This window comes from Afipia sp. GAS231, from assembly GCF_900103365.1.
Classification (GTDB): Bacteria; Pseudomonadota; Alphaproteobacteria; order Rhizobiales; family Xanthobacteraceae; genus Bradyrhizobium.
This window is the reverse complement of record NZ_LT629703.1, coordinates 4888247-4915138: the sequence shown is the minus strand read 5'-3', so window position 1 is coordinate 4915138 and position 26892 is coordinate 4888247. Positions and strand designations below refer to the sequence as shown.

24 protein-coding genes are annotated in these 26892 nt (G+C 61.8%); 2 read left to right on the top strand and 22 right to left on the bottom strand.

What is annotated here, in order from left to right:
• Nucleotides 1–83: 83 nt before the first annotated feature.
• The 11 genes from trbL to BLS26_RS23140 all read right to left on the bottom strand — a co-directional run bounded on the left by trbL (nucleotide 84) and on the right by BLS26_RS23140 (nucleotide 13084).
• Nucleotides 84–1313, bottom strand: a complete 1230-nt coding sequence (trbL, locus tag BLS26_RS23195) for a P-type conjugative transfer protein TrbL (protein ID WP_092514893.1) — start codon at nucleotides 1311–1313, stop codon at nucleotides 84–86.
• Complete coding sequence (gene trbK-alt / locus BLS26_RS23190; RefSeq protein ID WP_092514892.1) at nucleotides 1310–1681, bottom strand: putative entry exclusion protein TrbK-alt; 372 nt, start codon at nucleotides 1679–1681, stop codon at nucleotides 1310–1312. The genes trbL and trbK-alt overlap by 4 nt, the downstream gene beginning before the upstream one ends.
• Complete coding sequence (gene trbJ / locus BLS26_RS23185; RefSeq protein ID WP_092514891.1) at nucleotides 1678–2412, bottom strand: P-type conjugative transfer protein TrbJ; 735 nt, start codon at nucleotides 2410–2412, stop codon at nucleotides 1678–1680. Before trbJ ends, trbK-alt begins: the two co-directional genes overlap by 4 nt.
• The gene (gene trbE / locus BLS26_RS23180; RefSeq protein WP_092514889.1) at nucleotides 2409–4850 is read right to left on the bottom strand and encodes a conjugal transfer protein TrbE; all 2442 of its coding nucleotides are present in this window, start codon (nucleotides 4848–4850) and stop codon (nucleotides 2409–2411) included. Before trbE ends, trbJ begins: the two co-directional genes overlap by 4 nt.
• Before the next feature lie 8 nt (nucleotides 4851–4858).
• Nucleotides 4859–5122, bottom strand: a complete 264-nt coding sequence (locus tag BLS26_RS23175; RefSeq protein WP_092514888.1) for a VirB3 family type IV secretion system protein — start codon at nucleotides 5120–5122, stop codon at nucleotides 4859–4861.
• Nucleotides 5122–5394, bottom strand: coding sequence for a TrbC/VirB2 family protein (locus tag BLS26_RS23170; RefSeq protein ID WP_244541660.1), 273 nt, complete (start codon nucleotides 5392–5394; stop codon nucleotides 5122–5124). The genes BLS26_RS23175 and BLS26_RS23170 overlap by 1 nt, the downstream gene beginning before the upstream one ends.
• A 50-nt stretch (nucleotides 5395–5444) precedes the next feature.
• Nucleotides 5445–6365, bottom strand: coding sequence for a P-type conjugative transfer ATPase TrbB (gene trbB / locus BLS26_RS23165; RefSeq protein ID WP_172804671.1), 921 nt, complete (start codon nucleotides 6363–6365; stop codon nucleotides 5445–5447).
• Nucleotides 6366–6630: 265 nt separating this feature from the next.
• Complete coding sequence (locus BLS26_RS23160) at nucleotides 6631–7911, bottom strand: nitrate/nitrite transporter (protein WP_244542027.1); 1281 nt, start codon at nucleotides 7909–7911, stop codon at nucleotides 6631–6633.
• A 945-nt stretch (nucleotides 7912–8856) separates the two neighbouring features.
• Nucleotides 8857–9285 (bottom strand): CopG family transcriptional regulator, encoded by a 429-nt coding sequence (locus tag BLS26_RS23150; protein WP_092514885.1) that lies wholly within the window; start codon nucleotides 9283–9285, stop codon nucleotides 8857–8859.
• 6 nt (nucleotides 9286–9291) lie between these two features.
• The gene (locus BLS26_RS23145; protein WP_092514884.1) at nucleotides 9292–11280 is read right to left on the bottom strand and encodes a conjugal transfer protein TraG; all 1989 of its coding nucleotides are present in this window, start codon (nucleotides 11278–11280) and stop codon (nucleotides 9292–9294) included.
• A gap of 40 nt (nucleotides 11281–11320) precedes the next feature.
• On the bottom strand, nucleotides 11321–13084 hold the full coding sequence (locus BLS26_RS23140; protein WP_092514883.1) for a DUF3363 domain-containing protein: 1764 nt from the start codon (nucleotides 13082–13084) through the stop codon (nucleotides 11321–11323).
• A gap of 265 nt (nucleotides 13085–13349) precedes the next feature.
• Here BLS26_RS23140 and BLS26_RS35920 point away from each other — a divergent pair, with 265 nt between their 5' ends.
• Nucleotides 13350–13505 carry a hypothetical protein gene (locus BLS26_RS35920; RefSeq protein WP_157676557.1) on the top strand — a complete coding sequence of 52 codons (156 nt, stop codon included), beginning with the start codon at nucleotides 13350–13352 and terminating at the stop codon, nucleotides 13503–13505.
• A gap of 134 nt (nucleotides 13506–13639) precedes the next feature.
• Here BLS26_RS35920 and BLS26_RS23130 read toward each other — a convergent pair whose 3' ends face one another.
• From BLS26_RS23130 to BLS26_RS36895, 6 genes are all read right to left on the bottom strand, one after another.
• A complete protein-coding gene (locus BLS26_RS23130) occupies nucleotides 13640–14728 on the bottom strand; it encodes an IS110 family transposase (protein WP_092514882.1) in 1089 nt (362 codons plus the stop codon).
• Nucleotides 14729–14918: 190 nt separating this feature from the next.
• On the bottom strand, nucleotides 14919–15467 hold the full coding sequence (locus BLS26_RS23125; protein WP_244542026.1) for a lytic transglycosylase domain-containing protein: 549 nt from the start codon (nucleotides 15465–15467) through the stop codon (nucleotides 14919–14921).
• 347 nt (nucleotides 15468–15814) lie between these two features.
• Nucleotides 15815–16327 (bottom strand): S26 family signal peptidase, encoded by a 513-nt coding sequence (locus BLS26_RS23120; protein WP_092514880.1) that lies wholly within the window; start codon nucleotides 16325–16327, stop codon nucleotides 15815–15817.
• Nucleotides 16324–16788 (bottom strand): DUF2840 domain-containing protein, encoded by a 465-nt coding sequence (locus BLS26_RS23115; protein WP_092514879.1) that lies wholly within the window; start codon nucleotides 16786–16788, stop codon nucleotides 16324–16326. Before BLS26_RS23115 ends, BLS26_RS23120 begins: the two co-directional genes overlap by 4 nt.
• Before the next feature lie 782 nt (nucleotides 16789–17570).
• Complete coding sequence (locus BLS26_RS36900) at nucleotides 17571–17765, bottom strand: transcriptional regulator domain-containing protein (protein ID WP_092514877.1); 195 nt, start codon at nucleotides 17763–17765, stop codon at nucleotides 17571–17573.
• Nucleotides 17766–17927: 162 nt separating this feature from the next.
• Entirely contained in the window at nucleotides 17928–18200 is a 273-nt protein-coding gene (locus tag BLS26_RS36895; RefSeq protein ID WP_092514876.1) for a DUF2285 domain-containing protein, read from the bottom strand.
• Nucleotides 18201–18357: 157 nt separating this feature from the next.
• Between BLS26_RS36895 and BLS26_RS23090 the strand changes: the two genes are divergently transcribed.
• A complete protein-coding gene (locus BLS26_RS23090) occupies nucleotides 18358–18609 on the top strand; it encodes a helix-turn-helix domain-containing protein (protein ID WP_092514874.1) in 252 nt (83 codons plus the stop codon).
• 109 nt (nucleotides 18610–18718) lie between these two features.
• On the opposite strand, the gene BLS26_RS23085 is transcribed toward BLS26_RS23090, so the two are convergent.
• The 5 genes from BLS26_RS23085 to BLS26_RS23060 form a co-directional block, all read right to left on the bottom strand.
• The gene (locus BLS26_RS23085; protein WP_092514869.1) at nucleotides 18719–19039 is read right to left on the bottom strand and encodes a DUF736 domain-containing protein; all 321 of its coding nucleotides are present in this window, start codon (nucleotides 19037–19039) and stop codon (nucleotides 18719–18721) included.
• 551 nt (nucleotides 19040–19590) lie between these two features.
• Entirely contained in the window at nucleotides 19591–20076 is a 486-nt protein-coding gene (locus BLS26_RS23075; RefSeq protein ID WP_092514861.1) for a hypothetical protein, read from the bottom strand.
• Nucleotides 20077–20216: 140 nt separating this feature from the next.
• Entirely contained in the window at nucleotides 20217–21140 is a 924-nt protein-coding gene (locus BLS26_RS23070) for a DUF2493 domain-containing protein (protein ID WP_092514859.1), read from the bottom strand.
• Nucleotides 21141–21484: 344 nt separating this feature from the next.
• The gene (locus tag BLS26_RS23065; RefSeq protein ID WP_092514857.1) at nucleotides 21485–22543 is read right to left on the bottom strand and encodes a toprim domain-containing protein; all 1059 of its coding nucleotides are present in this window, start codon (nucleotides 22541–22543) and stop codon (nucleotides 21485–21487) included.
• A complete protein-coding gene (locus BLS26_RS23060) occupies nucleotides 22543–26862 on the bottom strand; it encodes a strawberry notch-like NTP hydrolase domain-containing protein (protein ID WP_092514855.1) in 4320 nt (1439 codons plus the stop codon). Before BLS26_RS23060 ends, BLS26_RS23065 begins: the two co-directional genes overlap by 1 nt.
• Nucleotides 26863–26892 lie beyond the last annotated feature (30 nt).

Here is a 26892-nt window from a genome sequence, read left to right as displayed (position 1 = left end):
GTGATCGGCTTGAAGTCGTGCGGTTTCTTGATTTGAGACGTCGCTCCCCGCGGCAGGTGGCTAAGTCGGCGCTTGGCTGCGTGTCAGTGCTCTCCTTCGGACAAATCGACGGAGGAGCCGCTGCCGCCATGATCGCCGGAGCGGACCGCGTGGCCGGCTGTCGACGCGCCATGCCGAATGGTCTCGGCACGTTTCATGCGTCGTGCCCAATCAGGTTGACCGTCCGCCGAAGAGCTCGCAGCCGGTTCGCTTGCGTGCCCGTTGCTGGCGGATGCGGTCGTAGCTCGACGTAACGGGCTCATGGCAGCCGAGCTACCGGCTTCAGCGACGCCGGCAAGACCGCCGCTTCGATAGGCAGCGGATGCGCCGCTCAAGACGGCACCCCCACCACGCGCAGTACCTGCGATCGCGCCACCGGCGAAGCCAGCACCACCTGCGGCAAGTCCGGCACCTGCCGCAACAACGCCGCCAGCAGCAAGGCCAGTTCCAATTGCAGCGCCCGCGCCGAGTTGCGGTCCACCGGAAACCAGGCCGTTTGCGATTCCCGGACCGAAGATACCGAGGCCCAACAACGATAGCGCTGCGAGTACCAGCGTCATCGCGTCTTCGATCGTTGGCTGTGCACCGCCGAAGCCTGAGGTGAACTGAGAGAACAGGGTCGAGCCGACGCCGACAATGACGGCTAGGACCAAAACCTTGATTCCGGAGGATATGACGTTGCCCAAGACCCGCTCTGCCGCGAAGGCGGTCTTGCCAAACAAGCCAAAGGGAATGAGCACGAAACCGGCAAGCGTCGTGAGCTTGAACTCAATCAGGGTAACGAAGAGCTGGATCGCCAGAATGAAGAAGGCGAGCAGCACCACGACCCATGCGAACAGCAAAACGACGATCTGGACGAAATTCTCGAAGAAGCTGATGTAGCCCATCAGGTTCGAGATCGAGTCGAGTAGCGGCCGACCGGCGTCGAGTCCGACTTGAGCGATCTTTCCCGGCCTCAGGAAATCTGTCGCGGAGAGGCTCGCGCCGGACGCTTTCAGACCGAGGCCAGCAAAGCTCTCGAAGATGATGCGCGCCAGGCTGTTCCAATTGCCGATCAGATACGCAAAGACGCCGACAAAGAGCGTCTTTTTGACAAGGCGCGCGATGATGTCCTCATCCGTTCCCCAGCTCCAGAACAGGGCGGCGAGCGTGATGTCGATCGCAACCAGGGTCGTTGCAAGATAGCCGACGTCGCCACCCAGCAGTCCAAAGCCGTTGTCGATGTAGCGTGTGAACGTCTCCAGGAATTGATCGATGACCCCGGTACCAGTCATGGCTTGCCCGCCTCAGGTATCTCAACTGCGGGATACCCTTGCGGTACCCGGCTCTCATCCTTTGGCGCGGGCGTCAGGCCGGCGGCCGGATTACCGTGGCCGGAAACTGCGGCACCATCCTTCCTGCCAAGGAAGCGACGCCGGTTTTCGGCCCACACCTTCTGGCAATGCTGATAGTTCGCCGCATCCTCCGAAGTGACGCTGCGGCAGCGGGCGAGGTCGGAACCGTCGACGTCTGCGATCTGCTCTGCTTTTGACGGCGAAGACGTATCTTCTCGACCACGAAGCTGGATCGTGCAGGCTGCGACGACCAGTATCCCGGCTGATGTGAGCAGCGACAACGCCTTGAAGGGGCCTGTATCGGTCATCGGTGGAACATCTGCACGTTGGAGGATTGATATCCCTGTCCCGGCATCAGGAAACGTCGAAGCTGTTCTCGACCCTGATCTTGCGCTGAGGCGCGCTGAGCTGCCTCAAGGCTCTGCGCCCTGCCTTGTGCTGCAACTGTTGCGGTGAGATCGGCGAGTTGTTGCGCCTGAAGCGCAAGGATCTGATTGCCGGCCTGGGTCGCCTGCAGGGCGCCGCTGGCGCCCTGACTTGACGTCACCAGCGCCGACGTTTCGATGCGGTTGGTGTCGAGGTTACCGACCACGCCGGCCTGAACCCGGAGCGCGTCCTGCAACGCAGCCACTGAATTCTGCCACCGCGAATGGGCGTTGGTGATCATCATCTGGCTGGACTGGCTGCCAGTGACGGGCACATAGCTGGTCGAGAACGCGCGATCGATCTGCTGAACGTCGTAAGCGATGCGCTGAGCCTGGGCCAGCAATTGCTGAGTCCGCTGGATCGACGATTGCAGTTGCTGCAGCGATGAATACGGCAGGCTTGCGAGATTCCTTGCCTGATTGATCAGCAACTGTGCCTGGTTCTGCAACGAGGTGATCTGATTGTTGATCTGCTGCAGCGCCCGCGCCGCAGTCAGGACGTTCTGGACGTAATTGTTGGGGTCGAAGACGATCGACTGCGCTCGTACGGGCACCGTGACGCCAAGCGTGACGGCGACGGTTCCAGCGACCAGCAAAGAGCTGAGACGGCTCATAGTGATCTCTCCAGGTTGCCGAGATTGGGGATGAGGTCTGTGGCCCAGGCGACGCCTCGGTGCTGGAGCCAGGCGGGCACGAAGCCGTCGCGTCCATGTTCGGCTAGGAGCCGCTCGATGGCAGCCTGGTCGGTCTTGGAAGAGGCGGCCGTAAAGGCGAGGGCAACCTCGCCAAGGCCGAGCTCGAACATCCGGTTGCCGCGGCGGGACTGGCAATAATAGTCACGCTTCGGCGTCGCCCGGCTTAGAAGCTCGATCTGGCGGTCGTTGAGGCCGAAGCGGCGGTAGATCGCGGTGATTTGCGGCTCGATCGCCCGCTCGTTCGGCAGCAGCAGCCGCGTCGGACAGCTTTCGATGATCGCCGGCGCGATGGCGGAGCCGTCGATATCTGAAAGCGATTGGGTGGCGAAGATGACAGACGCATTCTTCTTGCGAAGCGTCTTCAGCCATTCGCGAAGCTGGCCGGCAAAATCCTCATCGTCTAGGGCCAGCCAACCCTCATCAACAATGAGAAGTGTGGGCCGGCCGTCGAGACGGTCTCCAATACGATGAAAGAGGTACGCCAGCACGGCCGGGGCCGCGCTCGTTCCGATCAACCCTTCGGTCTCAAACGCCTGGATCGAAGCTTCGCCAAGGCGCTCGAATTCGGCATCGAGTAGGCGCCCAGAAGGACCGCCCAGGCAATAGGGTTGCAAGGCGCGCTTCAGGGAGTTGGATTGCAGGAGGACTGACAGGCCCGTGAGCGTGCGTTCCTGCCTCGGCGCCGAAGCGAGAGACGTCAGCGCCGACCACAGATGATCTTTGACCTCCGGGGTGATCTCGATCTTCTCCCGCGCCAGAATCGCGCCGATCCATTCGGTGGCCCATCCTCGCTCCGAGGGATCATCGATCCAGGCCAGCGGCTGTAGGGCGACGGGGTTTTCATTTCCTTCAGACAATGCGCCGCCCAGATCATGCCAGTCGCCATCCATGGCGAGCGCGGCCGCCCGGATCGAACCGCCGAAATCGAACGCAAAGACCTGAGAGTTCGGGTAACGGCGGAACTGCAGCGCCATCAGAGCAAGCAGAACCGACTTACCAGCACCCGTGGGTCCCACCACCAGGGTATGGCCGACGTCGCCGACGTGGAGAGAGAACCGGAATGGCGTTGATCCCTCGGTCTTGCCGAACAGGAGGGGCGGACCTTTGAAGTGCAGATCCCTCGCCTCGCCAGCCCACACCGCCGACATCGGAATCATATGAGCGAGGTTAAGGGTCGAGACCGGCGGCTGCCGCACATTGGCGTAGACATGTCCCGGCAGGCTGCCGAGCCAAGCTTCGACGGCGTTCACCGTTTCGATCATGCAGGTGAAATCGCGGCCCTGAATGACTTTCTCGACCAGCCGCAGCTTTTCATCGGCTGCACCGGGATCGCCATCCCAGACGGTGATAGTTGCCGTGACAAAGGCTTGTCCGATCTGATCCGAACCGAGTTCCTGCAACGCGGCGTCGGCGTCGATAGCTTTGTTGTGGGCGTCGGTATCGAGCAGCGTCGACGCCTCGTTGGTCATGACCTCCTTGAGAATGGCGCCAATCGACTTTCTCTTTGCGAACCACTGGCGGCGGATCTTGGTCAGCAGCTTGGTGGCATCGGTCTTGTCGAGCATGATTGCCCGAGTCGACCAGCGATACGAAAACGCCAGGCGATTCAGATCATCTAAAATTCCCGGGGTCGTCGTGCCCGGGAAGCCGACAATCGTGAGAACTCGAACGTTGGCTGAGCCCAACATTGGCTCAAGCCCACCGGTCAGCGTCTGGTCGGCCAGCAGCGCATCGATGTACATGGGAATTTCGGGCACTCGAACGCGATGACGCCTGGTTGAAATCGTTGAGTGCAGGTAGGTCAGCGTGTCCTGATCATCGAGCCAGGCGCATTCCGGCATGAACCCTTCAACGAGCTGAAGCACGCGGTTGGTTTGATCGGCGAACCCATGGAGCACCTCCCGAGCGTCAGCTCCCACGGTTCGATCGCGGCCCTCATAGAGCAGTCGCTCTGCCCTGGCCACTCCTTCCTCCGGCGGCAAGTAGAGGAACGTCAGAAAATAGCTGGACTCGTAGTGGGCGCCTGCCTCCTCGAATTGTGCTCTGCGCTCGGCGTCGACCAATGCAGACGCGACATCCGGAAAGGTGTTCGGCGGGTAAACACCTGCAAAATGGCGCTGCGCCTCAACGAACACGGCCCAGCCAGATCCCAGACGACGCAAGGCGTTGTTCAGGCGACCGGCGACGCCGACAAGTTCAGCCGGCACTGCGCTGTCGAGGTCGGGGCCACGGAACTTTGCTGTCCGCTGGAACGAACCGTCCTTGTTCAGGATAATTCCCTCGTCGACCAGGGCTGCCCAAGGCAGGAAGTCCGCGAGACGAGCGTTGGAATGGCGATATTCGGCAAGATTCATCATGACTGAACTCAGACGTTGAGATGACCGGGAATGCGCAGGTGTCGACGCACCACATCGACGAAGGCGGGATCGCGCTTGGTGGCCCAGACGGCGGCCATGTGACCGACGAACCAGAGGACGAGCCCCGCGATCCACAGCCGCAGTCCAAGTCCAAGGGCGGCCGCCAACGTGCCGTTGACGATCGCAACCGATCGCGGAGCACCGCCCATCAAGATCGGCTCGGTGAGCGCACGGTGAACGGGCACGACAAAACCTGCGACCGGGTCATCCATCAGATCACCACGCCGCCGCCGAAGGAAAAGAACGACAGAAAGAAGCTCGAGGCCGCGAACGCGATCGACAGACCAAACACGATCTGGATCAACCTGCGGAAACCACCGGACGAATCGCCGAACGCGAGCGTCAGCCCGGTCACGACAATGATGATGACGGCGATGATCTTGGCGACCGGTCCTTCGACCGATTGCAGGATCTGATTGAGTGGCTGCTCCCAAGGCATGTTGGAGCCGGCGGCCCGGGCCGGCGCTGTAGCTAGGAGGACCATTCCCGATAGTGAGAACGATAGGGCTCGCGAAAAGCTAGGGAATCGAGGACTCATGTTGAATCTCCTGCAGGTGAAAGGCTGTAGTCGCCGGCGGACCCAAGCCCCGTGACGAGGGCGAGTTCGGCGAGGCGACGATCGGTACCGCGGCCGGCAAGCACGGCGATGAGGTTGATGGTCTCGGCGATCAGGGCGCGCGGAACCGTGATAACGGCTTCCTGGATGAGCTGCTCGAGCCGCCGTAGCGCGCCGAGCGCGGTGCCGGCATGGATGGTGCCGATGCCGCCGGGGTGACCGGTGCCCCAGGCCTTGAGCAAGTCGAGCGCTTCGGCGCCGCGGACCTCGCCGACCGGGATGCGGTCAGGACGCAGTCGAAGCGAGGACCGGACAAGGTCAGATAGGGTTGCTACGCCGTCCTTGGTCCGCAGGGCGACAAGATTGGGCGCCTTACACTGAAGTTCGCGGGTATCTTCAATTAGCACGACCCGATCGGAGGTCTTTGCCACCTCGGCCAGAAGCGCGTTGGTCAATGTTGTCTTGCCGGTCGACGTACCGCCAGCGACGAGGATGTTCTTGCGCGTGGCGACCGCAGCCCTTAAGGCGCTAGCCTGATCCGATGTCATCGTTCCCGCGGCGACATAGTCGTCGAGTGTGAACACCGCGACCGCGGGCTTGCGGATAGCGAACGCAGGAGCCGCAACGACGGGGGGTAACAAACCTTCGAAGCGCTCGCCGGTCCCAGGTAGTTCGGCAGAGACGCGTGGCGAGCCAGCATGCACCTCCGCGCCCACATGGTGTGCCACCAGGCGAACGATGCGCTCGCCGTCCGCCGCAGACAAAGTTTCGCCGGTATCAATGAGGCCACTCGACAGCCGGTCAATCCACAACCGCCCATCTGGATTGAGCATGACCTCGATGATTGCGTCATCTTCCAGGTAGCCCGCAATCGCCGCGCCAAGTGCGCTACGCAGCATTCGCGCGCCGCGAGAATTCGCCTCCGATTGAAAGGAATGGATTGCCACCGTCGCCCCCACCGAATGAGGACGTCTAAAGAGCGCCCTCAGATGGGGATGATTAGAAAGGCCCCCGTAGACCTAGCGCAACAGGCGCTGACAGTTGTCGTAGTACGGCGTAGAAAAAGAAAGAGTGGGAACGGATGCTTGATGTCTAGTCGACGTGGTCCACTCGATGGTGCGGTGTTTTCGTAATGCGCCCTGCGCGCAACGTGCGCGTCGGTACTCACCACGCCGCATCCTCTTCTGCGGGCACTGGTACGATCGTTTGTTCATACAAAACGACGGGCCCAATTCCGTCGGAAGAGCTAGCTGGCATAAAGAGGGAAGATGAGCCGAGCCACCAGATCAAGCGTTGTAGCCGCGGTAGCGCAAACCAAGCCAACGCCGCCATCTGAAGTGCTACGTTGAAACCAAACGCGACTTGATAGGCCACGATGGGTCTCTGGCCATCTTCCATCGACCATTGCTCCAGGATCAGACCCGTCCCGCATTGGGCTAGAAACGCCCAACCAAAGTGCAGAACGTTTAATGCGCCATTGGCACGACCGACAAGTTCCGACGGAAAATAATCAGCGATGACCGCGAAGCTGACCACGGTCGCCGCTCCGACAATTGCCACCACAGACCACGGCAAGATGGACGGAAGAGGCGCGCGTAGGGTCAAGGCAAGCTCGGCTCCGATGAACAGCATCGCAACGATCGCCAGGATTATCTCCGGGCCGAACCCTCTTCGTTTGATATGGTGGACTATCATACCAAACAAAAAGGCCCCGCCGCTCAGTACGATCGACATTACGAGTAACTGTCCAACCAGACTCGCGCGATCAAGTCCGTCTACGTCCGTCAGCCACGGCGCTGCCCACAAACCCTGCAGAGACCAGGCCGAACCGACGCAGGTCGCTGACAAGGGAGCAATTCTCCAGAAACGCCGATCTTGAAACACGTCCCTTAAAGTGCCATGGCTCGGTGGCATTGATAATGAGATGGCTCGATCGGGGACCAGGAAATAGATAAGTACGGCTGTAGCGCCGGTCGCTGCAGCCAATAAGACAAACAGCTGCTGCCAGCTGATCCACGCAAGCAACTGTTCAGCTGGAGCTGTTGCAGTCACCGCTCCAAGCGAACCCAACATAATCATGTAGCCATTCAGTAGAGCCACGCGCTCCCTCGGAAACCAGAGCACGATCGCCTTAAGTCCGGCTGTCAGCGACGCTGCGACACCAAGCCCAATCATGGCACGCCCGACTAACAATGATACGAAATCCGTCGACGTCGCGAACAGTCCGGCCCCTGCTGCAGCGACCAAGAGCAGTACGCTCTGGACACGACGCGGGCCATAGCGGTCCAAGAGTACGCCGATCGGAATCTGTGCTGCCGCGAAGACGAGAAAATAGACCGAGGTAAGCAGCCCAAGGTCAGCCGTGCCAAGACCAGCATCTGCACTGAGGCGACCGGAGATCAGACCATTGATTGTCCGAAACAGATACGCAAGGTAGTATCCCAAGGCAAACGGAAGAAAGACGCGTGCGATGAGCCGCAAACCGTGGGCTGCATTAGCAAAACGCGTTTGGAAGGTGCCGAAAGTTTGGATTGCTGCCGTCCTCCCGGACGGCAGCAATCGCTTGGTCTTGATCGACCGCTGAATCTGGCCGTGGAAGTGTATTAACTGACCGCTCCTGCGACGCTACCGGCAAAGCGTCATCCGACTTCAACTCGGAAGTTTGACGTTCAGTCTCGCTTAGGCGGTCAATCGTCTCCCGCATCAAGGATCGGCCAGAGCGAACGCGTCTCTCAACCTGTTTGGCAAGCTCATTGAACCGGTCGCGACCAAGCCCACATGCCTCGTGCTGCTGGGATTGCGACATGGGCGGGGTGATAGTCAGGTGATATCGGGCGTGGAGCGCTACTGTCTCCGCGATAATTTGGAGCTCGCTTTGAAGACGCTCCAGCTGACTGCCAATCCGATCAAAGTGGTCGTGGATAAGACCTTCGATAGGGGGAGCCAGATCGAGGAAACGCTCAAGAGCGTTCTCCACAACCATACTCTTGCCGACGCCGGGGCGGTCAGTTGCAGCTTCGAGGCGCTCAAACATCTGCTCAGAAAGTTGAACGGTTACTTTTCTGGTTCGTGGGACCTCTCGGGGCACCTGCTGCCCATCCCGACTAGCTTGATTCACAGAGTCGATGTGGCTATCGACCTCGCTCCCGACCTGCATTGTGTGCCCCCCGTCCACGTACACGCGCCAACGATCCGCACATTGTTCTCGACGCGTTACGTGAAGTTGAGTCGAGAAGGGATCAAACGCGAACTTGGCCGGCAAAAACGATGGACTGACCGCAGCCGCAACCCCGTGGACACCGGGTTCGTAGATTGTCGTAGGCAAAGAAAGAAACGGCGAGATGGATGGGTGGGTGCGCGTTTCTCAGTTCGAGATGTAAGAATGGCGTTTCAACTACCAGGTTCGTCGAGCTTCCAATGGAGGATCTCGTCCGGAATTTCCCGCAGGAAGCCCTGCCCCTTTTGCAATCGACGTCCGAGCGCCTCGACAAACCCTTCAAAGCGTTCCCTACCCTTTACCTGTGCAGCAGCTTGCGCGTCATTGGGCAACGGTGGCGTGATCGTCAGCCAGAAGCGGATGAATAGGGCTAAGGTCTCGGCCGTCAAGCCGACGTCGCGTTCCAACCTTTGCATCTGTCGCGACAACCGATCGAGGCGCCGGGTAAACGCCGCCTCCCGCCTGTCCGATCCGTCCGGTGACAGAAATGAAGCGACTGCCGCTTCCACAATCGCGGACCGGGAAAGCTTCTTGCGATCGGCAAGCTCCGTGATCTGCTTTAAAAGCTCTGGCGGGAAATACACGTTCATCCGGTCACGCATGATGCCTCACAGTTCCATGCCATCGTTCGGGTCCATGGAGATCTGACGGGCGACGCCGCGCATTTGCTGACGAAGAAGTCGGGACTGGCGGACGGAATCCTCGTCATCGTCAAGAACGGCGGAAAATTCTTCCGTAGGCGTCGGCTCGGCCGACTCCTTGACGATGGCGACATGATCGGGGAGTTCGGGCTCACGGCGAAGACCGCTGTTGGCCGTGTCCTCTCCTGCTTGCTCCGCCCGGTCGGTTGGAAGCGTCGCCGGCGTGAGCGTTCCAAGTGTTGACCATCCATCGGTTCGCGATGACCGGCCAGAGGCCGCAGGATCGGGTGGCGGCAATATCCGCTCGGTGAACCGCCGATCCTCGTAGTAGCGAACCTTCTTCGCTCGGATCGGCGGCGTACCTGCCACCATGACGACTTCCTCTCGCGACGGAAGCTGCATGACCTCGCCTGGGGTAAGCAGCGGCCGCGCCGTCTCCTGCCGCGAGACCATCAGGTGCCCCAGCCAGGGGTTCAATCTGTGTCCCGCATAATTCTTCATTGCCCGCATCTCGGTCGCCGTACCCAGCGCGTCGGACACGCGCTTGGCAGTCCGCTCATCGTTGGTCGCGAAGCTGACCCGGACGTGGCAGTTGTCGAGGATCGCGTTGTTGGGTCCGTAAGCCTTTTCGATCTGGTTGAGCGATTGCGCTATCAGAAAACTCTTGATCCCATAGCCCGCCATGAAGGCGAGCGCCGACTCAAAGAAATCAAGCCTTCCCAGCGCCGGGAACTCGTCGAGCATCATCAGAATACGATGCCGGCGATCGCTGGCATGCAAGTCCTCGGTCAAGCGCCGTCCGATCTGGTTCAGCACGAGACGGATTAAGGGCTTGGTCCGCGATATGTCGGAAGGCGGCACCACGAGGTAGAGCGTCGTCGGGCTGATGTCGGCGATCAGATCTGCAATCCGCCAGTCGCACTGGCGGGTCACCTTGGCCACGACGGGATCGCGGTAAAGTCCGAGGAACGACATCGCCGTGGAAAGAACGCCGGAGCGTTCATTCTCAGACTTGTTGAGGAGCTCGCGCGCAGTCGAAGCGACCACGGGATGCGCGCCCTGTTCGCCGAGGTGCGGCGTGGTCATCATCGCCTTCAACGTCGCCTCAATCGGCCGCTTCGGGTCTGACAGGAAGGCGGCGACGCCGGCCAAGTTCTTGTCGGCCTCGGCATAGAGGACATGGAGGATGGCGCCGACCAGGAGCGAATGACTGGTCTTCTCCCAATGGTTCCGCTTGTCGAGCGAGCCCTCGGGGTCAACCAGGACGTCGGCGACATTCTGCACGTCGCGGACCTCCCACTCCCCGCGCCGGACCTCGAGCAATGGGTTGTAAGCCGAAGACTTCGGGTTGGTCGGGTCGAACAACAGGACGCGGCCGTGCCGCGAGCGAAAGCCGGCCGTGAGTTGCCAGTTTTCCCCCTTGATGTCGTGAACGATGGCCGAACCCGGCCAGGCCAGCAGCGAGGGAACGACAAGGCCGACACCTTTGCCGGACCGGGTGGGTGCGAAACACAACACGTGCTCCGGTCCGTCATGTCGCAGGTAGTTGCGGTCGAGTTTGCCCAGCACCACGCCATCCGGACCGAGAAGTCCGGCCGCTTGAACCTCCCGTTCATCGGCCCAGCGCGCCGAGCCATAGGTCTGGACATTCTTGGCCTCGCGCGCACGCCAGACCGACATGCCGATCGCCACCGCAATCGAAAAGAAGGTTCCCGACGCGGCGATGAAGGCCCCTTCGGCAAAGACTTGAGGCGCATAGGCGTCGTAGACGAACCACCACCAGAAGAAGATCGGCGGGTAGTAGATCTTCCAACCCCAAAGCTCGAACCAAGGACGTCCGAGTTCCGACTGGTAGGCCAGCCGCCAGGCTGTCCACTCGGTCGCTCCCCAGATGCCGAGCAAAACGATCAGGCCGACAACGATTACCTGTCCCCAGAGGATTTTGGTTCCGGACATCCCAAACGTCCTTTGTGCAATTGAATTTGGCGAACTCAAGCTATAGGCCTAGGTCACGCTTGCGACCAAAACCCCATTCGATGCCGCCGCCGTCCTTCACGACGCCGGTGACGTGCTGACTGAGCCTCTTTTCGAGCTCCCGCGACCACGGCACGAGTTGGAAGCCGAGCCCGTTATCGATCATGGCGAAGCGTCCCGAGGCGAGCGTCAGGCGCTGGCGATAGGTGCCCGCCACGTGTTCACCGGATGCTCCCTTCACGTGCGGAAGCCCGATGTCGGCCGCGATCCTTGTTCCCACCTCGTCGAGTTCGCGTCGGCGCAGCGTGTTCAGGAGGTCGCGTTGTAGGATGATGCGCTGTCCCTGCCGCCGCGCCAGACCTTCCTGAACCAGATGTTCGGCGCGAGCTTCCATGGCGTCGCGGGCCTCGCGGCCGAATCCCCCCATCGCGAGTGGCATCGAGTCACGTTCGACCAGCCGGTGGTCTAGCCAGGTCGCCCCCCTCGCGCTGATCTGCTCACCGAGATCCAGATCAGAGCGGATCGCCAGCATCAGGGTGGGACGCGGATCGCTGGCTTGGCCGAACCGTCGTACTTCGACGATGCCGCCGACCGGCAGCGCATGTTCGAAGGCCTCGATCCCCGGAAAGCGGACGTGATGGGCCCTTCCGTCTGTTCCGTCGATCACCGCGTAGGCCTCGCCAGTTAACTCGTTGTGCAATCCCCGATCAACCAGCCGTCCGACGATCTGGGAGGTCGGCTGTCCACCTTCGATGACGTAATCGGAAACGCCGCGCGGTTCCTCACGCTCGGTGAAGGCGCGATGCATCGTCTTGATGATATCGCCGCGCATGCCAAGGTCGCGGAGATTACGCTCGGCCTCGAGCCCGACCATCCACTCCCCTGGCGCAGCTGGTGCCGCAAGGCCCATCTTCTCCAGATGCTGAAGACGGCCAACCATCAGGCGCCGGATCTCGAGATCGGAGCTGCCGGGATTCTCAGGGCGAAGATCGATATAGCCTGCTTCATCGGCTGCCAGCCGGATCTCCTGATCGAGCCGCGTCCATCGTTCTGCAGCGACTTCTCTCTCCAACGAATTGCATATCTCATGCTCCGGTTTTGGTCCCAGTTCGATGGCAACCAGTTCGTCGGCGCGTGAACGTAGGCCTCGGCTGATGTAGTCGCGGGAGATGACGAGATCAGTGCCCTGTTCGTCGACGCCCCGAACGAGAAGATGGACATGAGGATTGTCTGTGTTCCAGTGATCGACGGCCACCCAGTCAAGCCGCGTGCCGAGGTCTATCTCCATCTGTTTGGCCAGATCACGGGTAAAAGCCCTGAGGTCGGTCATCTCGCCGGCATCCTCGGGCGAGACGATGAACCGAAAATGATGCCGGTCGCCCTCGCATCGCTCGGCGAAGGCCGCACCATCGGCTCTGTCGCCTCTGACATCGAACATCTCGGCCCGCTCACCACTCCGGGTCACGCCGTCGCGCTTCAGGTATGAAAGATGGGCCGTCAGCGGCGCCGAGCGGAATGCTCGTCCTTTGTGGCGGACAACGCGTGCTTTCACCACGACGCGCCGCGTCGGGCTGAACAATCGGCTGCGGTTAAATGCGAGCCTACCGCGGCCAAACGTCGAGCGCCCATAAACCGTGAAACGCTTGCCAGCCGCAGCCTGACCTGAGGTGTGGCCAGCTTTCTTCGCGGCGCGTAGCACCTGGTTGATGAAGCTCTTCGGTTTTGGCGCGCGGGTGCTGCGAATGCGCCCCGGTCGAATACGCAGTTCGCTGTCACCTGCGGTCATGCCGCACCTCAATGAGCGCAACGGCGCCTACAGTGCCGAAAATGTCCTTGATTGCATTGATCAAAACGCAAGGCGCGGCACGCGCCCCGACCGACCGGCACGCCAGGACCCAAGCCATGTCAATGGCTTGCGGTTCGACCGGCGAGCCCCTTTTATCTCGCCGTCTTAATCGGTCGGGTGTTTTGCAATTTCTTACCCATTGTCGATGATTTCCTCTGTTGCGACAAGGCCCTCTGATGCACGCCTGACCACGAGACACGACGACATGAACGAGTCCTGGCGCGCTGTGCAGTCTTCCGCGCTCATCGACGGCGAAGTCGGGCTGCATCCAGGCAGCGCGGAATCCGTCGCGGCGCACCTTTCCATGGGAATGACGGAGCAGCATCACAGGCATTCCGGCGTGGTCCATCGCGCCCTTTGAAGGCGTGGCCACAGGCAAGATAGCGTGCGTTCCGTCGTCCTTTTTCTGCACCAGTCCTCTTCCGCTGTCGCGGAGCTCCGTGGTTCAACGTGTTGCAGTCAATCCGTCGTTCGATGGCTTCCGATCAACCGTCCTCATGCGTAAGTCCCGAGCAGCTTCTTGTCCTTGGCGGCGGCGCGCGCGCTCACATCAGCGGCGCGCGCCGCCGGATCACCGCAGTAAAACGTGCCGTCAACCCACATCGCATGCATGACCACGGCAAGCTTGCGTGCCACCGCCACGGTCGCCTTGCGGTGGCTCGAGCGCTTGGCGAGCGCCATGCCCCAGGCCTTGATCTTGTCCTTGCGCTTGAACCGCGTCAGCAAGGCAGAGGCCGCCTCATAGAGCGCCCGCCGCACGTCCGGGTCGCCCGCCTTGCTGATCCGCCCCTGCACGTCAATCGACTTGCCGGACTGCCAGCGCCGCGACGTCAGGCCAAAATAGGCCGCCACATCGCGTGACCTCTTGAACCGCGAGGGATCGTCGATCGCGGTCACAAAGCTCAGCGCCGCAACCGGCCCGACACCCGGGATCTGCATCAAGCGCCGGCACAGCTCATGGCCGGCAACAAATTTGACCACCATGTCGTGCAGCTTCAAATACTGCTTCCAGAGCGCGGCACGGGCATTGAGCATGGCCTCGATCAGCTCGCTCACCAGCGGATCGCCGGCGACGGCCTCGCGCACGGCCTGCGCAAAGCCGCCACGCCCGCATCCCTTGAAGCGCATGCCGAAGGCCTTCAGCGAATGCCGGATCGCATTCTCCAAATCCACGAACTTGCGCTTCAGATTGCGCCGGTGGGTCAACAACAGCCGCAGCCGGTAGCAGGCCTCGCTCTTGATATGGGCCTGGCGGAACCAGCCGGTGCGCATCAGATGCGCCAGCCCCAGCGCGTCGGTCTTGTCGGTCTTGTTGCGTTGCGCCTTCAGCGCGGCGCGCACATGCTGCGTCTCCAGGCACACCGCCGGCAGGCCGAGCTTTTCCAATTCCGGATGCAGCCACGGCGACCACGAGCCCGCCTCATGACCCACCCGCCGAAGCCGGCCCAGATACGGCCTGAGCGCAAGCTTGATCGCCTCCGGATCGGTCACCACCGTCGTCTGCAGCATCACCTTGCCCTTGTCGTCGACCACGCAAATCGCGGTTTCGTCCATGCCCACGTCCAGTCCGGTGAAGAATTCCATCGCGCGTCTCCCACGTTGCTGAGACGAATTTGTTGGCTGCGCAACCGCGCCTATTGATGATCCTTCGCAGGCTTTTCCACCGCCAAACCGATTACGGGCGGCAGTCCTGTTGTCGTGCCTCCCCACTGCTCTCGCCCTTCCGCCCACTCTTCCCCAGCGAACGCCAACGCATGCCAGCTTGCGCACTCAGTCATCGAGGGCCTCCCGCATCAGATCTCGCCACGAACAACCCTGTTGCCTGTGGTGCAATCGCCGAGATGTCGTGAACGGAGATGGCCGTCGAAGCCCGGTTCGGCGGGCGCTCAGGCTGCACCCGGGCAGCGGTCTTTGAGTCCTCAGACCGCACAACAAAGAGCGTCCCCACCGACGACCGCAGCCTCGCGGCTGCGCTGGAAGCTGCAATATCGCTGCCGATGACCGGCACGAGCGTCTTCAAGTAGGCTTGGGTCTCTGCTGGCAATGGACGGCCGACCAGTTGTTCTTCGTAGCGAGCAGGTCCCGCGTTGTAGGCTGCAAGGAACCCCGGTGAACCGTAGCGGTGACGCAGATCGCGAAGGTATGCGGTACCCGCAAGAATGTTGTCATGGGGATCGTAGGGATCGTTACCGAGGGCGTACCGCCGACGCAGCTCCGCCCACGTTTCTGGCATGATCTGCATCAGGCCCATGGCGCCTTTCGGCGACCTGGCACGCACGTCTCGGGCGCTTTCGACGTCTATGACTGCGCGTATCCAGCGCACCGGCACGCCAAAGCGGTGCGAAGCTTGCTCGACGAAATCCGCAAATGGATCGCTAGTTGCATACCTTGCTGTAGGGTCCGCGGGCCGCGTCTCTGCGACAGTAGGAACGTTGCTCACGGTCAGCGCAGCGAACAACGGTACGACAGCGAGCAGGCTCCTCTCGAACAAACGCAAGCGTGCCGCCGTGCTCGCGCCCGTCCGGGGTAAAGCCGCTTCGCGCCGACCTTTCGGCCGCCCTGAACCGCTACTGTACGCGACGGCTGCGCAATCGTTGGTCGGGACGGAGGAATGGTGCGGCACTTGGCCGAACAGAGGAATGGCAGATCGGATGCCCAATACGCGCACGATCAATCCTCCCAGGTCCACGCCGGCAGCGCGCGGCCAATGACAGCCGACGCCGGCAAGAACCCGAAATAGCGGCCATCCAGCGAGTTGGCGGACTGCCAGTTCATGACAAAGAGTTCGCCCTCGCCGACGACTCGGCAACCCTGCCATTTCGGGAGCGGCCGGCCGCGGCCATCGCGCTCCCGTGCTTCGCCCATTTCGATCGCGTCGACAGAGAGTGTGAGCCCGCTTCGGCAGACGGTCTGCCCGGGAAGCGCCAGCACGCGTTTGAGCATCGGCACCCCGGCTGGCAGATAGCCGTTCAGATCGAGGAAGGTCGCAAGCGGCTCCGGCGGCTGAACGGCAACAAGCTCGGTGATGAACAGGTTGTATGACGGCTGCAAACGATAGAGCCCGATCGGCACGCTCTCGGATGCATTCCAGACGTAGACTGGTGTGATCTCCAGAAGAATTGGCGTGATAAGAACCGCGGCACCGCCGAGCATCGCGGTCAGCGTCTTGAACCGGCTGGTCATCGCATGATCCTCTGCCGGTGAAGCCACGCCTGGTGACGTCCTTTCGTGTAAGGACGGGGGTTCTCGTTGACAGACAGCCGGTTGTGAACGTGATGCCAATAGTCCGGTGCAGCATCTGCCGGATTGATGTCCAGTGCTTCGACGGCATCGATCAACTGGAGCGCCCGTTCAACCTTCGGCCAGCCGGACAGCCGCAGAAGGATCTCTCCGCCCGGCTTCACATAAGGCACGGTCGAGCACCGCTGTCCGGGCGCGACTGCGCGCAGGATGTCGATCCGCGAGATCGCCGTTCCGAAGTCGTTCGACGTCCAACGAACGAATGCAAAGATGCTGCCTGGCGCAAATGACAACAGTCGACGGCGACGATCGAGGACTTTTTCCTCGACGGCACGCCCGAAGCGAACGCGGTTCTCAATGCGCTTCTCGAGCCAAAGGAGCTCGACTTCGGTGAGATCGCTCATAAGACGCTCCGAGCTTGAGAGATATTCCAATTGCCTGACTGGAGCGCGCTTGCGACAGCGCATCGTCGCCGTCCTTGACAGCGAGGCGAGGCAGACCTGGCGGATGGATGTTGGAGGTTGTCCTCAGCTACGCGAATGGCGCGGTCCGTTAGAAGAAATCCGAAGGATTTCAGGTTAGAAGAGTTACGGCGGCTGGAAAGCGCTAGGAGACAAGGACTTAGGCCCGATTTCGGTCCCCGATAGCACGAGGATCCGGTCCCTGATGGCACGAGGGTTGCGGTCCCCGATAGCACGAGCCGATTCACAGGCTATCTCCCGACTTCGGAATGAGACCACGCTTGCGAAGTCTCTCGGTGACTGGATCGATGAGGGCAGGCGCGAAGTTCAATCGCTCGGCGCCGTTGGCCGCGCCTAGCCGCTCGCGCCGCTGCTTGGATAACTCATGAAAAGCGGGCCCCGGCGTGCGCCCATTCATTGCGCGCCACAGCCGTCGGGCAGCGTACGCGCGCGCATCGAAGTCGCCGTCAAACGGCAACTCCGCCACATAGCTGCGACCTATCGCTGGCGGCTCTTTCAGCCAGACGCGATGCTCCACCACTCCAATGCGAAGAATAGCATGCCATCCATCAGAGGCGCGTCGCACCTGACCAACTGCGAGATCGAGCGGTGGTTGAGGCGCTTCACTGCCAGACACAGGCGACGCAGTCGCAGCGACTGGCACGACGGCCGGCAGCACCTCAGGCGCCCAATAGATGGTCTGCTCGCCGAAGGTTCCCTGCGGGTCATGAGCGAAAGCAGATGCCCCACCTCCTCCTGAACTCTGGCGTTACTTCCCCGTCGGGGGTGTTAGCGATTATCGCTTGGTAGTCGCGTTGGTAGTCGGCATTACGACGCAGACATTCCCAAGCGATGTCGGTGATGTCAGCATTTTGCAGGCTCTTGTAAGACTCCGGCGATCGCCAGTCGAATTCAGGCATTGCTTCCGCCCCATTCACAAAGCTAACGAGGATTGCGGCGCAATAATTCTGATCGATTGGGTTGTCGGAAGCCCCTACTTTGGCACCGCGTGGTGCCCCGGATGACCACCGAACGGTCGAAGAAACCTGTGTCCTCAACGGAGATATTGTCAGTAAATTCTTCTAATTTGAGCCGGCACCGCGCAAGAGACGCCCCCTCTCGGTAACCCATTTTGCGCGCGCCAGATGGCTCTCATACGCATTCCGCGCACGATCAGGCTCGCGCTCTGGATCGACATGCAAGACTATTCGCGCGACCTCCCGCCAATCAGCTCCCTCACTATCGGCTTGCAGAAGGCGCGCGTAAGTCACGACGTGCTCCTGATCGTACGCCGTCAGAATCTGCTCAGTCGGCGCAGTGTCTGCAACGTCAGGATCGAGTGGCAGATTTCTCATCAGACTCCACGCCCTAGATTTGACAAATTCTAGTTGCGAGCGGCACTGGCCGGAAGAGGGAGAAACGTTAAACTTTTGGTAGCTGGCCATTTCCGGAGATCGCTTTGTCGAGAATACTCCGTGGTGAAATACTCTTCAAGGACGTGCCCTCTCGCGTATGGACATACGCGAGATACTTGCAATCAATTTGCGAAAGCTCCGACAAGCCCGCGGCCTGTCGCAGGAGGAATTAGCTCACCGAGCGGAAATTGACCGAACCTATATCAGCGCGCTCGAGCGGAGCATCTATGCGGCGGGCATCGACGTGGTCGATCGATTGGCGCGCAGTTTGGGAGTCGAAGCGGCCGACCTTCTAACACGCCCGCCCCCAACCAGCGGTAAGCGAAAGACTCGAGGGCAGGCTGAATAGCCTGTCCGATGTGCAGCGGCTGCGCTTAGCGGTTTTGCGTCCTCGTGCCAGGTGGGCTTTGATAATGAGAAGCCCCGCCCGGCGAACCGGACGGGGCTTTGGGCGGGCCTCAGTCGCCGTTCTTCCGCGGCCGCGACCAGAGCAGGGTGTAGCCTTCGCCGCCTTCGTCGTCGAACAGGTTCGCGTAGATCGGCGCGTTGAAGGAGGGATCGTCGAGCTTGAGTGAGAGATAGTCGCGCCCCTCCTCGGAGCGCTTCGACCAGGCGGCCCCGATCTCGGCCCGGCCCACGTAGATGCGGTGGCTGGGAGCGTTCTCGTTGGAGCGGTTGGCTTCTGCGACGATGCGGACGCCCCTGGCCTGCAAGCTCAGGGTGACGATCTCGCCCTGGAAATCGTTGCCGATCTTCTTGAAAGAACCGATGGTAGCCATGTCACTTCTCCTGTTGTGTTTCGAGCCCGCGACCACCGCGGCCTCGATGGCGATCTACAGGCCGAGGACGATCGGCGACGCACCCTCTCGGGCCGCAGCGTAGCGGAGGACGCCGGCGTGAAGACTTTCTTGCCTCGCGAGGAATGGGCGTTAGCCCAGGGGAAGAAAGTCTTAAGCGGCGTTGCGGCTCAGACGATCGAGGCGTAGCCGGTCTTCGGCCAGATCAAGCCATAAAAGAGGCCACGTGCGTCCGCGTGCTGAACCGCAATTTCGGGAGAAGACTTGGCGTATCTCGGTTCTGACGAACAAGAGGTAGGAACGTTTGGGCGTAGAGAAAGAAACGACGTGCAGGAAACGGCGGCATTGTCAGCCGACCATGACCTCTAACGAAAACGCTCCCAGCCACCGCATCTGCGTGGGCCGCGCTGAGATTCGCGCAGTCTGCTCGAAGCCTCTAGAAGGAAGGGTGCCACTTCTCACTTAAGCCCGGCAATGCGTTCTTTGGTGCGCCGATCTACACGAACCTGTTCGACGACGAGGGTGGCGGAGGACTATCGGCCGCGCGTCGCGGCCAGGGAAGAACGGCGAGCGGGCTCGCTTCTCCAAGCCCCGCTGGGTACTAACGGGCGGGGTTCGGCGAAGAGGGTCAGCCGCATCCATGCCGTAGCACCAACGGAAACTGCACCGAGACAAGCGAAGACCTCACGCCAGGCCAGGGAGGGCACTCCGATCTGCGACGTCGCAAGAACCACATGGTAGCCGGCAATGGCGGCCGGGACGGCGTAGGCCGCCCCGATCGCCGCACGCAAGATCGTCGACCGCGTCATTGCGAAAGCGGTTTGACCCATAACGAGCGTCGATGCACCGGCGATAATGCCAACGAGCAGCGCGCCGATGACGCCAGCGCCGCTATTAAACGTCAGCATGCCGACGCTGACGGCGACGAAAAACGGCGCGGCATAGACTGCTAGCGCGAAGATCAGCCAGCAGAGCAAGCCGAGGCCGACGGTATTGAGCACAAGTCCAAGGGCAAGCATGGTGGTGGCTCCGTTTGCATAGAGGGAACGGTTGCGCCTTCCACCACCACCGCGGCGCAATTTTGGACATAAAGTCGAAACTTGGCGGAGTTGCGGCGCTTGCAACTCCACCTGGTTTCGGAAGGTAGCCAAGACGGCGCTTACGCGCCGCCGAACTTCCAGACGGCAATGCCGAGCCGCTTCGCCTTGTCGGCGAGGTTGTCTTGAATTCCCGTGCCCGGGAAGTGCATGAGGCCGATCGGCAGCAGTTCGAGCATGGCGTCGTTGCGTTTGAACGGTGCTGCCTTGGCGTGCTTGGTCCAATCCGGCTTAAAGGCGATCTGAGGCACCTTGCGGCTGGTCGCCCATTTGGCGGCAATCAATTCAGCGCCCTTCGGCGAGCCGCCGTGGATCAGAACCATGTCGGGATGCTTGGTGCGTACCTTGTCGAGACGATCCCAGATCAGGTGATGGTCGTTGAAGTCGAGGCCACCCGTCAGTGCGATCTTGGGACCGGGCGGCAACATGACCTCGGTGTCAGCGCGCCGCTTGGCTGCGAGATAATCTCTGGAGTCGATCATAGCTGCGGTGAGCGCGCGGTGGTTGACAAGTGATCCCGATCGGGGGCGCCAGATCGAACCGGTATGGACTTCAAAGTGGTCGACGGCTTGATCGCGGAAGAGCTCCAGGCAGTTTCGCCGCTCGATCAACGTGATGCCTTCGGCTGTCAGCCGCTCCAGTTCGACCGATCGAACTTCCGAGCCGTTCTGCTCGTGCTGACTCCTGCGTTGCGCTTGTTCGTTATTGTCGAGTTCGCGTCCAATCCGGTCTGCTGCTCGATGGAACAGGTTCACGGTCGACCAGAGCAGATCCTCGAGATCAGGTTCAAGCCGGGTGTCGCTCAGGGTGGCAACCAGGGCGTCGAAGATGTCGGCGACAGCGCCGGTGATCATCTTGCCCTCGGGAAGCGGTCTCGGATCGGGTTGGTCGTCGAATGGACGGTAGCCGAAAAGTTGCAGTTCGCTCAGGAGGTGGTCGGTAGGAGATGAGTCGTGCGCTGGTTCGATGTCGTCATGATCGGTCATGGGAGAGGTCCTTTGTCGGATTGGCTGCGCCCATCGCGGCCTTCGTGGCGATTACTCAGGCGGCGGGCGGAACGGGCCAGAACCCGAAGCGAAGCGGAGGGCCGCAGCGACAGCGGAGGATGGCGGAGGCCGGCTATTTTGCTTCGCGATGCAAAGCACGACATTCCATCATCCAAGATGTGTTTTCCCGATGCCGGCGCGCGGCGGAAAATAGCCGGGCGCAGCCATTGCCGGGCCGGGCCGCTTGCCGTCCGATCGCCCCCTAGAAGGCCGTGCGCGCGACCAAGCCCGACGAGGCGCCCCTCACCCGGCTCATTTGTCGACGTTAATCCAACGCGTGGGTCTTATGCGACCGCAGTCGACGCAGGCAGGAAGCGACCGACATCCTCCGGCACGAGTTGCAACCGTAACGCAGCCCAGAGGGCTTCGAGGCCGAAAATGTGCAGATCTTCGTTGAAGTCACCCAGCCGGGGCGACAATTTGATCGCTTCGATGCCGGCTGCTTTCGCGCGCTGCGTCAGAACTGCCACCACCATGTCTCCGGCCGCATCGGCGTCGCGCGCGATGTAGAGTCGGCGCAAACTCAGCGGGAAGTCGATAGCGCCGAGGTGACTAGCGGACAATGCTGCGGCCATCGGCAGGGTCGATAGCGGACAGCGCAACGACAGCATGGTCTCGATCCCCTCGCCGGCGGCCAGCACGTCATCGGCCGAGCCGAAGCGAACCGCATTGCCGAGCAGGTCACCCATTGCCCGTCGTGGCGTATCGATCGGAGCTTTGCCAAGTCGAATGCGATCGAAGTCTTCCGGATCGAGCCAGGTGCGGTGCACACCTGTGATCCGACCAGCGATGTCGGTCACGCGGGCGATCATTGCCGGCCAGGTTTCGGTCGGCAAGTGCTCGTCAGGCCGATAGTAGCAGCGTGGATGAAAGCGGAGGCTGCCACCATGGTGCACGAGAGCAATTCCTCGGCGCTGCAAATACGTCTCGACCACAGTCCCCTCAATCGGACCTGAGATTGCAAACAGGCGTTTTGCGGCCTCTTGCGATCCGGACGGTGCTGGTGGACAAACCGACTTTGGGGCGAGTTCCGGTTCGGTACGAGGTAGCTTGAGAAAGCGCCTTGCCTCCTCGGCAACCTCCCGGAAATCGCGCAAGCCCTGGCTTTCGCGAATGACATCGAGGAGATCCCCATGCTCGCCGGTCGCAGCATCGGTCCATTTGCCGGCGGGCCCCTTCGTCGACTGCTGTAAACGCACGAACATCGAGCGACCCGGTGTATTGTGGACGTCGCCGACCAGCCAGTACCGTCCCTCTCGCCGGCCGTTGGAGAGATAGTGCCGGCACACCGCTTCGGCCTCGCGCGCGAGGCGATGCGCCAGTTCGGCCGCATCTCGGAACATCACGCCGCCTCCCGCTCGCCGACGCGTGCGATCGGATAGTGGTCGAGCACCTTCGCCAGGATGTCGACACCACTTGCGTCTGATGGCACGAACATGCGCAGCTTCCACGAGATGATCTCGTGGAAGAGGCCGTAGGCTTTGAGACGGTCGCGCATGGCATCGGTAAAGCCTGACAGCTCGATGCGATGTTTCCCCATGACTCGGGCACGGCGCAGTTGAAGGCCTTCGGCGAGGTCGAGAACGGCTCGGCCCTCGATCAGCGCGGCGAGGACCACATCCGGCGTCAGCTTGGGCGTGTCGGTCGCGAGGGCGTTCGCCACCCAGGCGGCCGAGGCCCTGCGGCCGATCACGCGCTCGCCGGCATCGGTCTGCAACCGATAGACGCGGGTCGACTCGTTCGGCAGCCGTTTCCAGATCGGCAACAGTAACCCCGACACTACATGGATCGTGCTATCCGTGAACTCGGGTACTTCCGCAAGCTCCGCCTGCCAGGCCGAGACGAAGCGCGCACGATCCGCTTCGACCCAATGGCTTTCTGCCATCATCCTCAAGGGGACGCTGTGCTGCTCCATTGGTCTGATCAATCGGACGCGTCGCTCGATTTCGCCATCGTCAAGCATGAAACTCGGGGCCGGGATTTGCACGGCCGCGCGTCCCGAACGCTCGTTGATCAGCAGGATGGCGCGCGCGTCGGAGAGCCGGTCAAGGGCTTCATCCAGCGGCACCGGATGATTGCGCGCGCGCTGGGTGATCGTGAGAAGCCTGGTCTCCGCGGCGGTGCCGGGATGGACATAAATCGTCCGCCGGTCGGTGACGACAAAGCTTTCGGCGCGGAGCGTTTCCAACCCTACATCGTAGGTACCGGACGCGATCGCGCCCTCGATGCGAGCGGTCAGTAATTGCTCGAATGCGGTGAAGAGAATGTTCTGCAGGTCGATGGTGAGTGCCAACAGCCTGTTGAGGAAAGTCGTGATTGGCGGCAGTTCATCCTTTAATCCATTGGCGTCCGTCAGCTTCAGGCCGGTCGCGTCCTCAAACCTCTCGAGCGAGCAGCCATCTACCTTGCCCCGCGCCAGCAGCATGTAGAGCTGGCGCAACGCATCCCGACCGTACTGGCTTTCGAGATTGTCCTCGGGACGGAACAGACCGTGCCCTCCGGTCTGCCGCTGACCGCGCGTGATGGCACCGAGCGTGTCGAGCCGACGGGCAATGGTGCTGAGAAAGCGCTTTTCGGCCTTCACGTCGGTCGCAATGGGCCGAAACAACGGCGGTTGCGCCTGGTTGGTGCGGTTGGTGCGGCCGAGGCCTTGAATGGCGGCGTCCGCTTTCCAACCGGGTTCAAGCAGGTAATGGACACGCAGCCGCCTATTCCGCGCCGACAGTTCGGCATGATAGCTGCGCCCCGTGCCGCCCGCGTCCGAGAACACCAGGATGCGCTTGACGTCGTCCATGAAAGCCGCGGTCTCAGCGAGGTTGGCGGAGCCCGCGCGGCTTTCGACCACCAGCCGATCGTGCTTTCGGATGATCCGGCGCGAGCGGCCCGTCACTTCAGCAACCACGTCCGCGCCGAAGCGCTGGACGACCTGATCGAGCGCCCCAGGTACCGGTGGCAGCGAGGCGAGTTTCTCGATCAAACGGCCGCGGCGCGCGACGGCTTCCCTGCTCTCGACCGGTTGGCCGTCGCGATATACGGGCCGGGAACAGAGATTACCCTCCGCGTCGGTGAAGGGCTCGTAGAGCTGAACCGGGAAGGAATGAGCGAGATAGTCGAGGACATACTCGCGCGGGGTGATGTCGACCTGGACGTCGGCCCAGTCTTCGGTCGGGATCTCCGCAAGACGACGCTCCATCAGCGCCTCGCCGGTCGAGACGATCTGGATTACGGCGGCGTGCCCGGCCTCAAGATCGCGCTCGATCGACCGGATCAACGACGGCGTCTTCATCGAAGTCAACAGATGCCCGAAGAAGCGCTGCTTGGCGCTTTCAAAGGCAGACCGGGCCGCGGACTTCGCCTGTCCGTTCAGCGTGCCGGTTTCGCCCGTGATATTGGCGGCCCGCATCGCGGCTTCGAGGTTGTTGTGGATGATACTGAATGCGCCGGCATAGGCATCGTAGATGCGAACCTGCTCGGGCGTAAGCTGATGCTCGACCAACTCGTACGCGACGCCTTCGTAAGACAGGGAGCGGGCGGCATAGAGACCGAGCGCCTTGAGGTCACGCGCCAACACCTCCATTGCGGCAACGCCGCCTTGCTCGATGGCCTCGACGAATTCTGCACGGGTGGCGAATGGGAAGTCGTCGCCGCCCCACAAGCCGAGCCGTTGGGCGTAGCCAAGATTATGCACCGTTGTGGCGCCCGTCGCGGAGACGTAGACGACGCGGGCGTTCGGCAGCGCGTGCTGGAGGCGAAGGCCCGCGCGCCCCTGCTGCGAGGCGGCCTGGTCACCGCGCTCGCCCTTGCCGCCAACCGCATTTTGCATGGCGTGGCTCTCGTCAAAAATGATGACGCCGTCGAAGTCGGAGCCCAACCATTCGACGATCTGCTGCACCCGCGAAAGCTTTTCGCCTCGCTCGTCGGTGCGCAGCGTAGCGTAGGTGGTAAACAGGACGCCTTCCGCCAACCGGACCGACGTCCCCTGGCGGAATCTAGACAGCGGCGTAACGAGGAGCCGCTCCATGCCGAGCGCCGACCAATCGCGCTGCGCATCCTCGATCAGTTTGTCAGACTTGCTGATCCAGACGGCACGACGGCGGCCTTTCAACCAATTGTCGAGCAGGATGCCCGCGACCTGCCGGCCCTTGCCCGCCCCGGTGCCGTCGCCCAGGAACCAACCGCGGCGAAAGCGGACGGCATTTGATGCATCGTCACGCGCGGCGGCTACGACGTCAAAAGTCGCATCGACCGTCCAGGTGCCTGCGAGAAATTCCGAGTGCGCCTCGCCAGCATAAATGATGCTTTCAAGCTGGGCGTCCGACAGGACTCCATCTCCCACCAGAGTCGAAGGCAAATGCGGCCGATAGGATGGCTTTGGAGGCGCGACGGAGGCCATCGCTGCGGACTGTACGAGTTTTGTCGGATGCGCGTGGGATCCGGGAATGCGGATCGACTGGAGAGCATATTCCTCATAAAGCGTATCGGTGAGCCGGCCGCCTTCCGGCGGAGACCACTCGACCGTCTCATATATGAGTTCTACGGCTTCTGGCGCCGGGATCGCCGTTGTAGACGACCACCGCGTTGCAAAGGCCGCGACCGTTCGTGGGATCGCGGGACGTCTGATAGCATCGGCCACAACCGGGGTCGCAACTGGCAGCCTCTGAGGAACATGCTTGGTCACCCAATCAAGCAACGTGGCGACATCGCTCGCCACGCCCAGCGAGACAGGGAACACGGTCGGATCGACGGTGGGCTGCTTGTCGATCACAAGCAGCCTTGTGTCGATTTGAGTCCCGTGCTTCGCATAGACGGCGCCGTCGATGGCGGCAGAAAATACGACGCGCCCACGTTCCTGGATTCGGACGAAGGCGTCGGTCCAGGCTGGATTGTCGGGGCCGAAGTTCGCCCCGGTGATGGCGACGAGACGCCCGCCGGCGCAAAGGCGCGCTAGCGCCGAAGTGATGTGACGGAAGGCTGCATCCGCCATGCGGCGATCGACGTTCGCCATCGCCGAGAAGGGCGGGTTCATCAGAACCACGCTCGGAACAATATCGACATCGAGATGATCGTCGATCTGTGCGGCGTCGAACCGCGTCACTTTGGCGCCGGGAAACAGATGACCGAGCAAGTCGGCGCGGGCCTCGGCCAACTCGTTCAGCACCACTGTGCTGCCAGCAAGCTCCGCAAAAATGGCCAGCAGGCCGGTCCCCGCTGACGGCTCCAAAACACGGTCCGCGGAAGTGATGCCAGCCGCGGTGCATGCCGCCAGACCAAGGGGAATCGGCGTCGAGAATTGTTGAAACACCTCGCTTTCCTCGGAACGCCGAGTATGGGTCGGCAGGCAGTTCACGATCTTCGCTAGCATCGGCAACATGGCGGGCGGCGAACCGGCCCTGGCACGGATAACTGAGCCGAATTTGCGAAGGAACAGGACGGTCGCCACCTCGCAGGCGTCATAGGCAATTTTCCAATTCCAGGCGCCGGTCGCGTCGGAGGCGCCGAAGGCAGCCTCCATCGCGCTGCGAAGGACCGCGGCATCGATGCGACGGCCGCGTTCGAGATCGGTCAAAAGCTGTCGCGCAGCCTTGACGACGGCGGAGGTGAGAGTTGCGGCGGCACGGATCGAAAGCGGGACGGCGCCAGCGCCGGCGAGAGGTTCGGTCATGGCAGAATGCCTCGGGAGAGCGGGAACGGG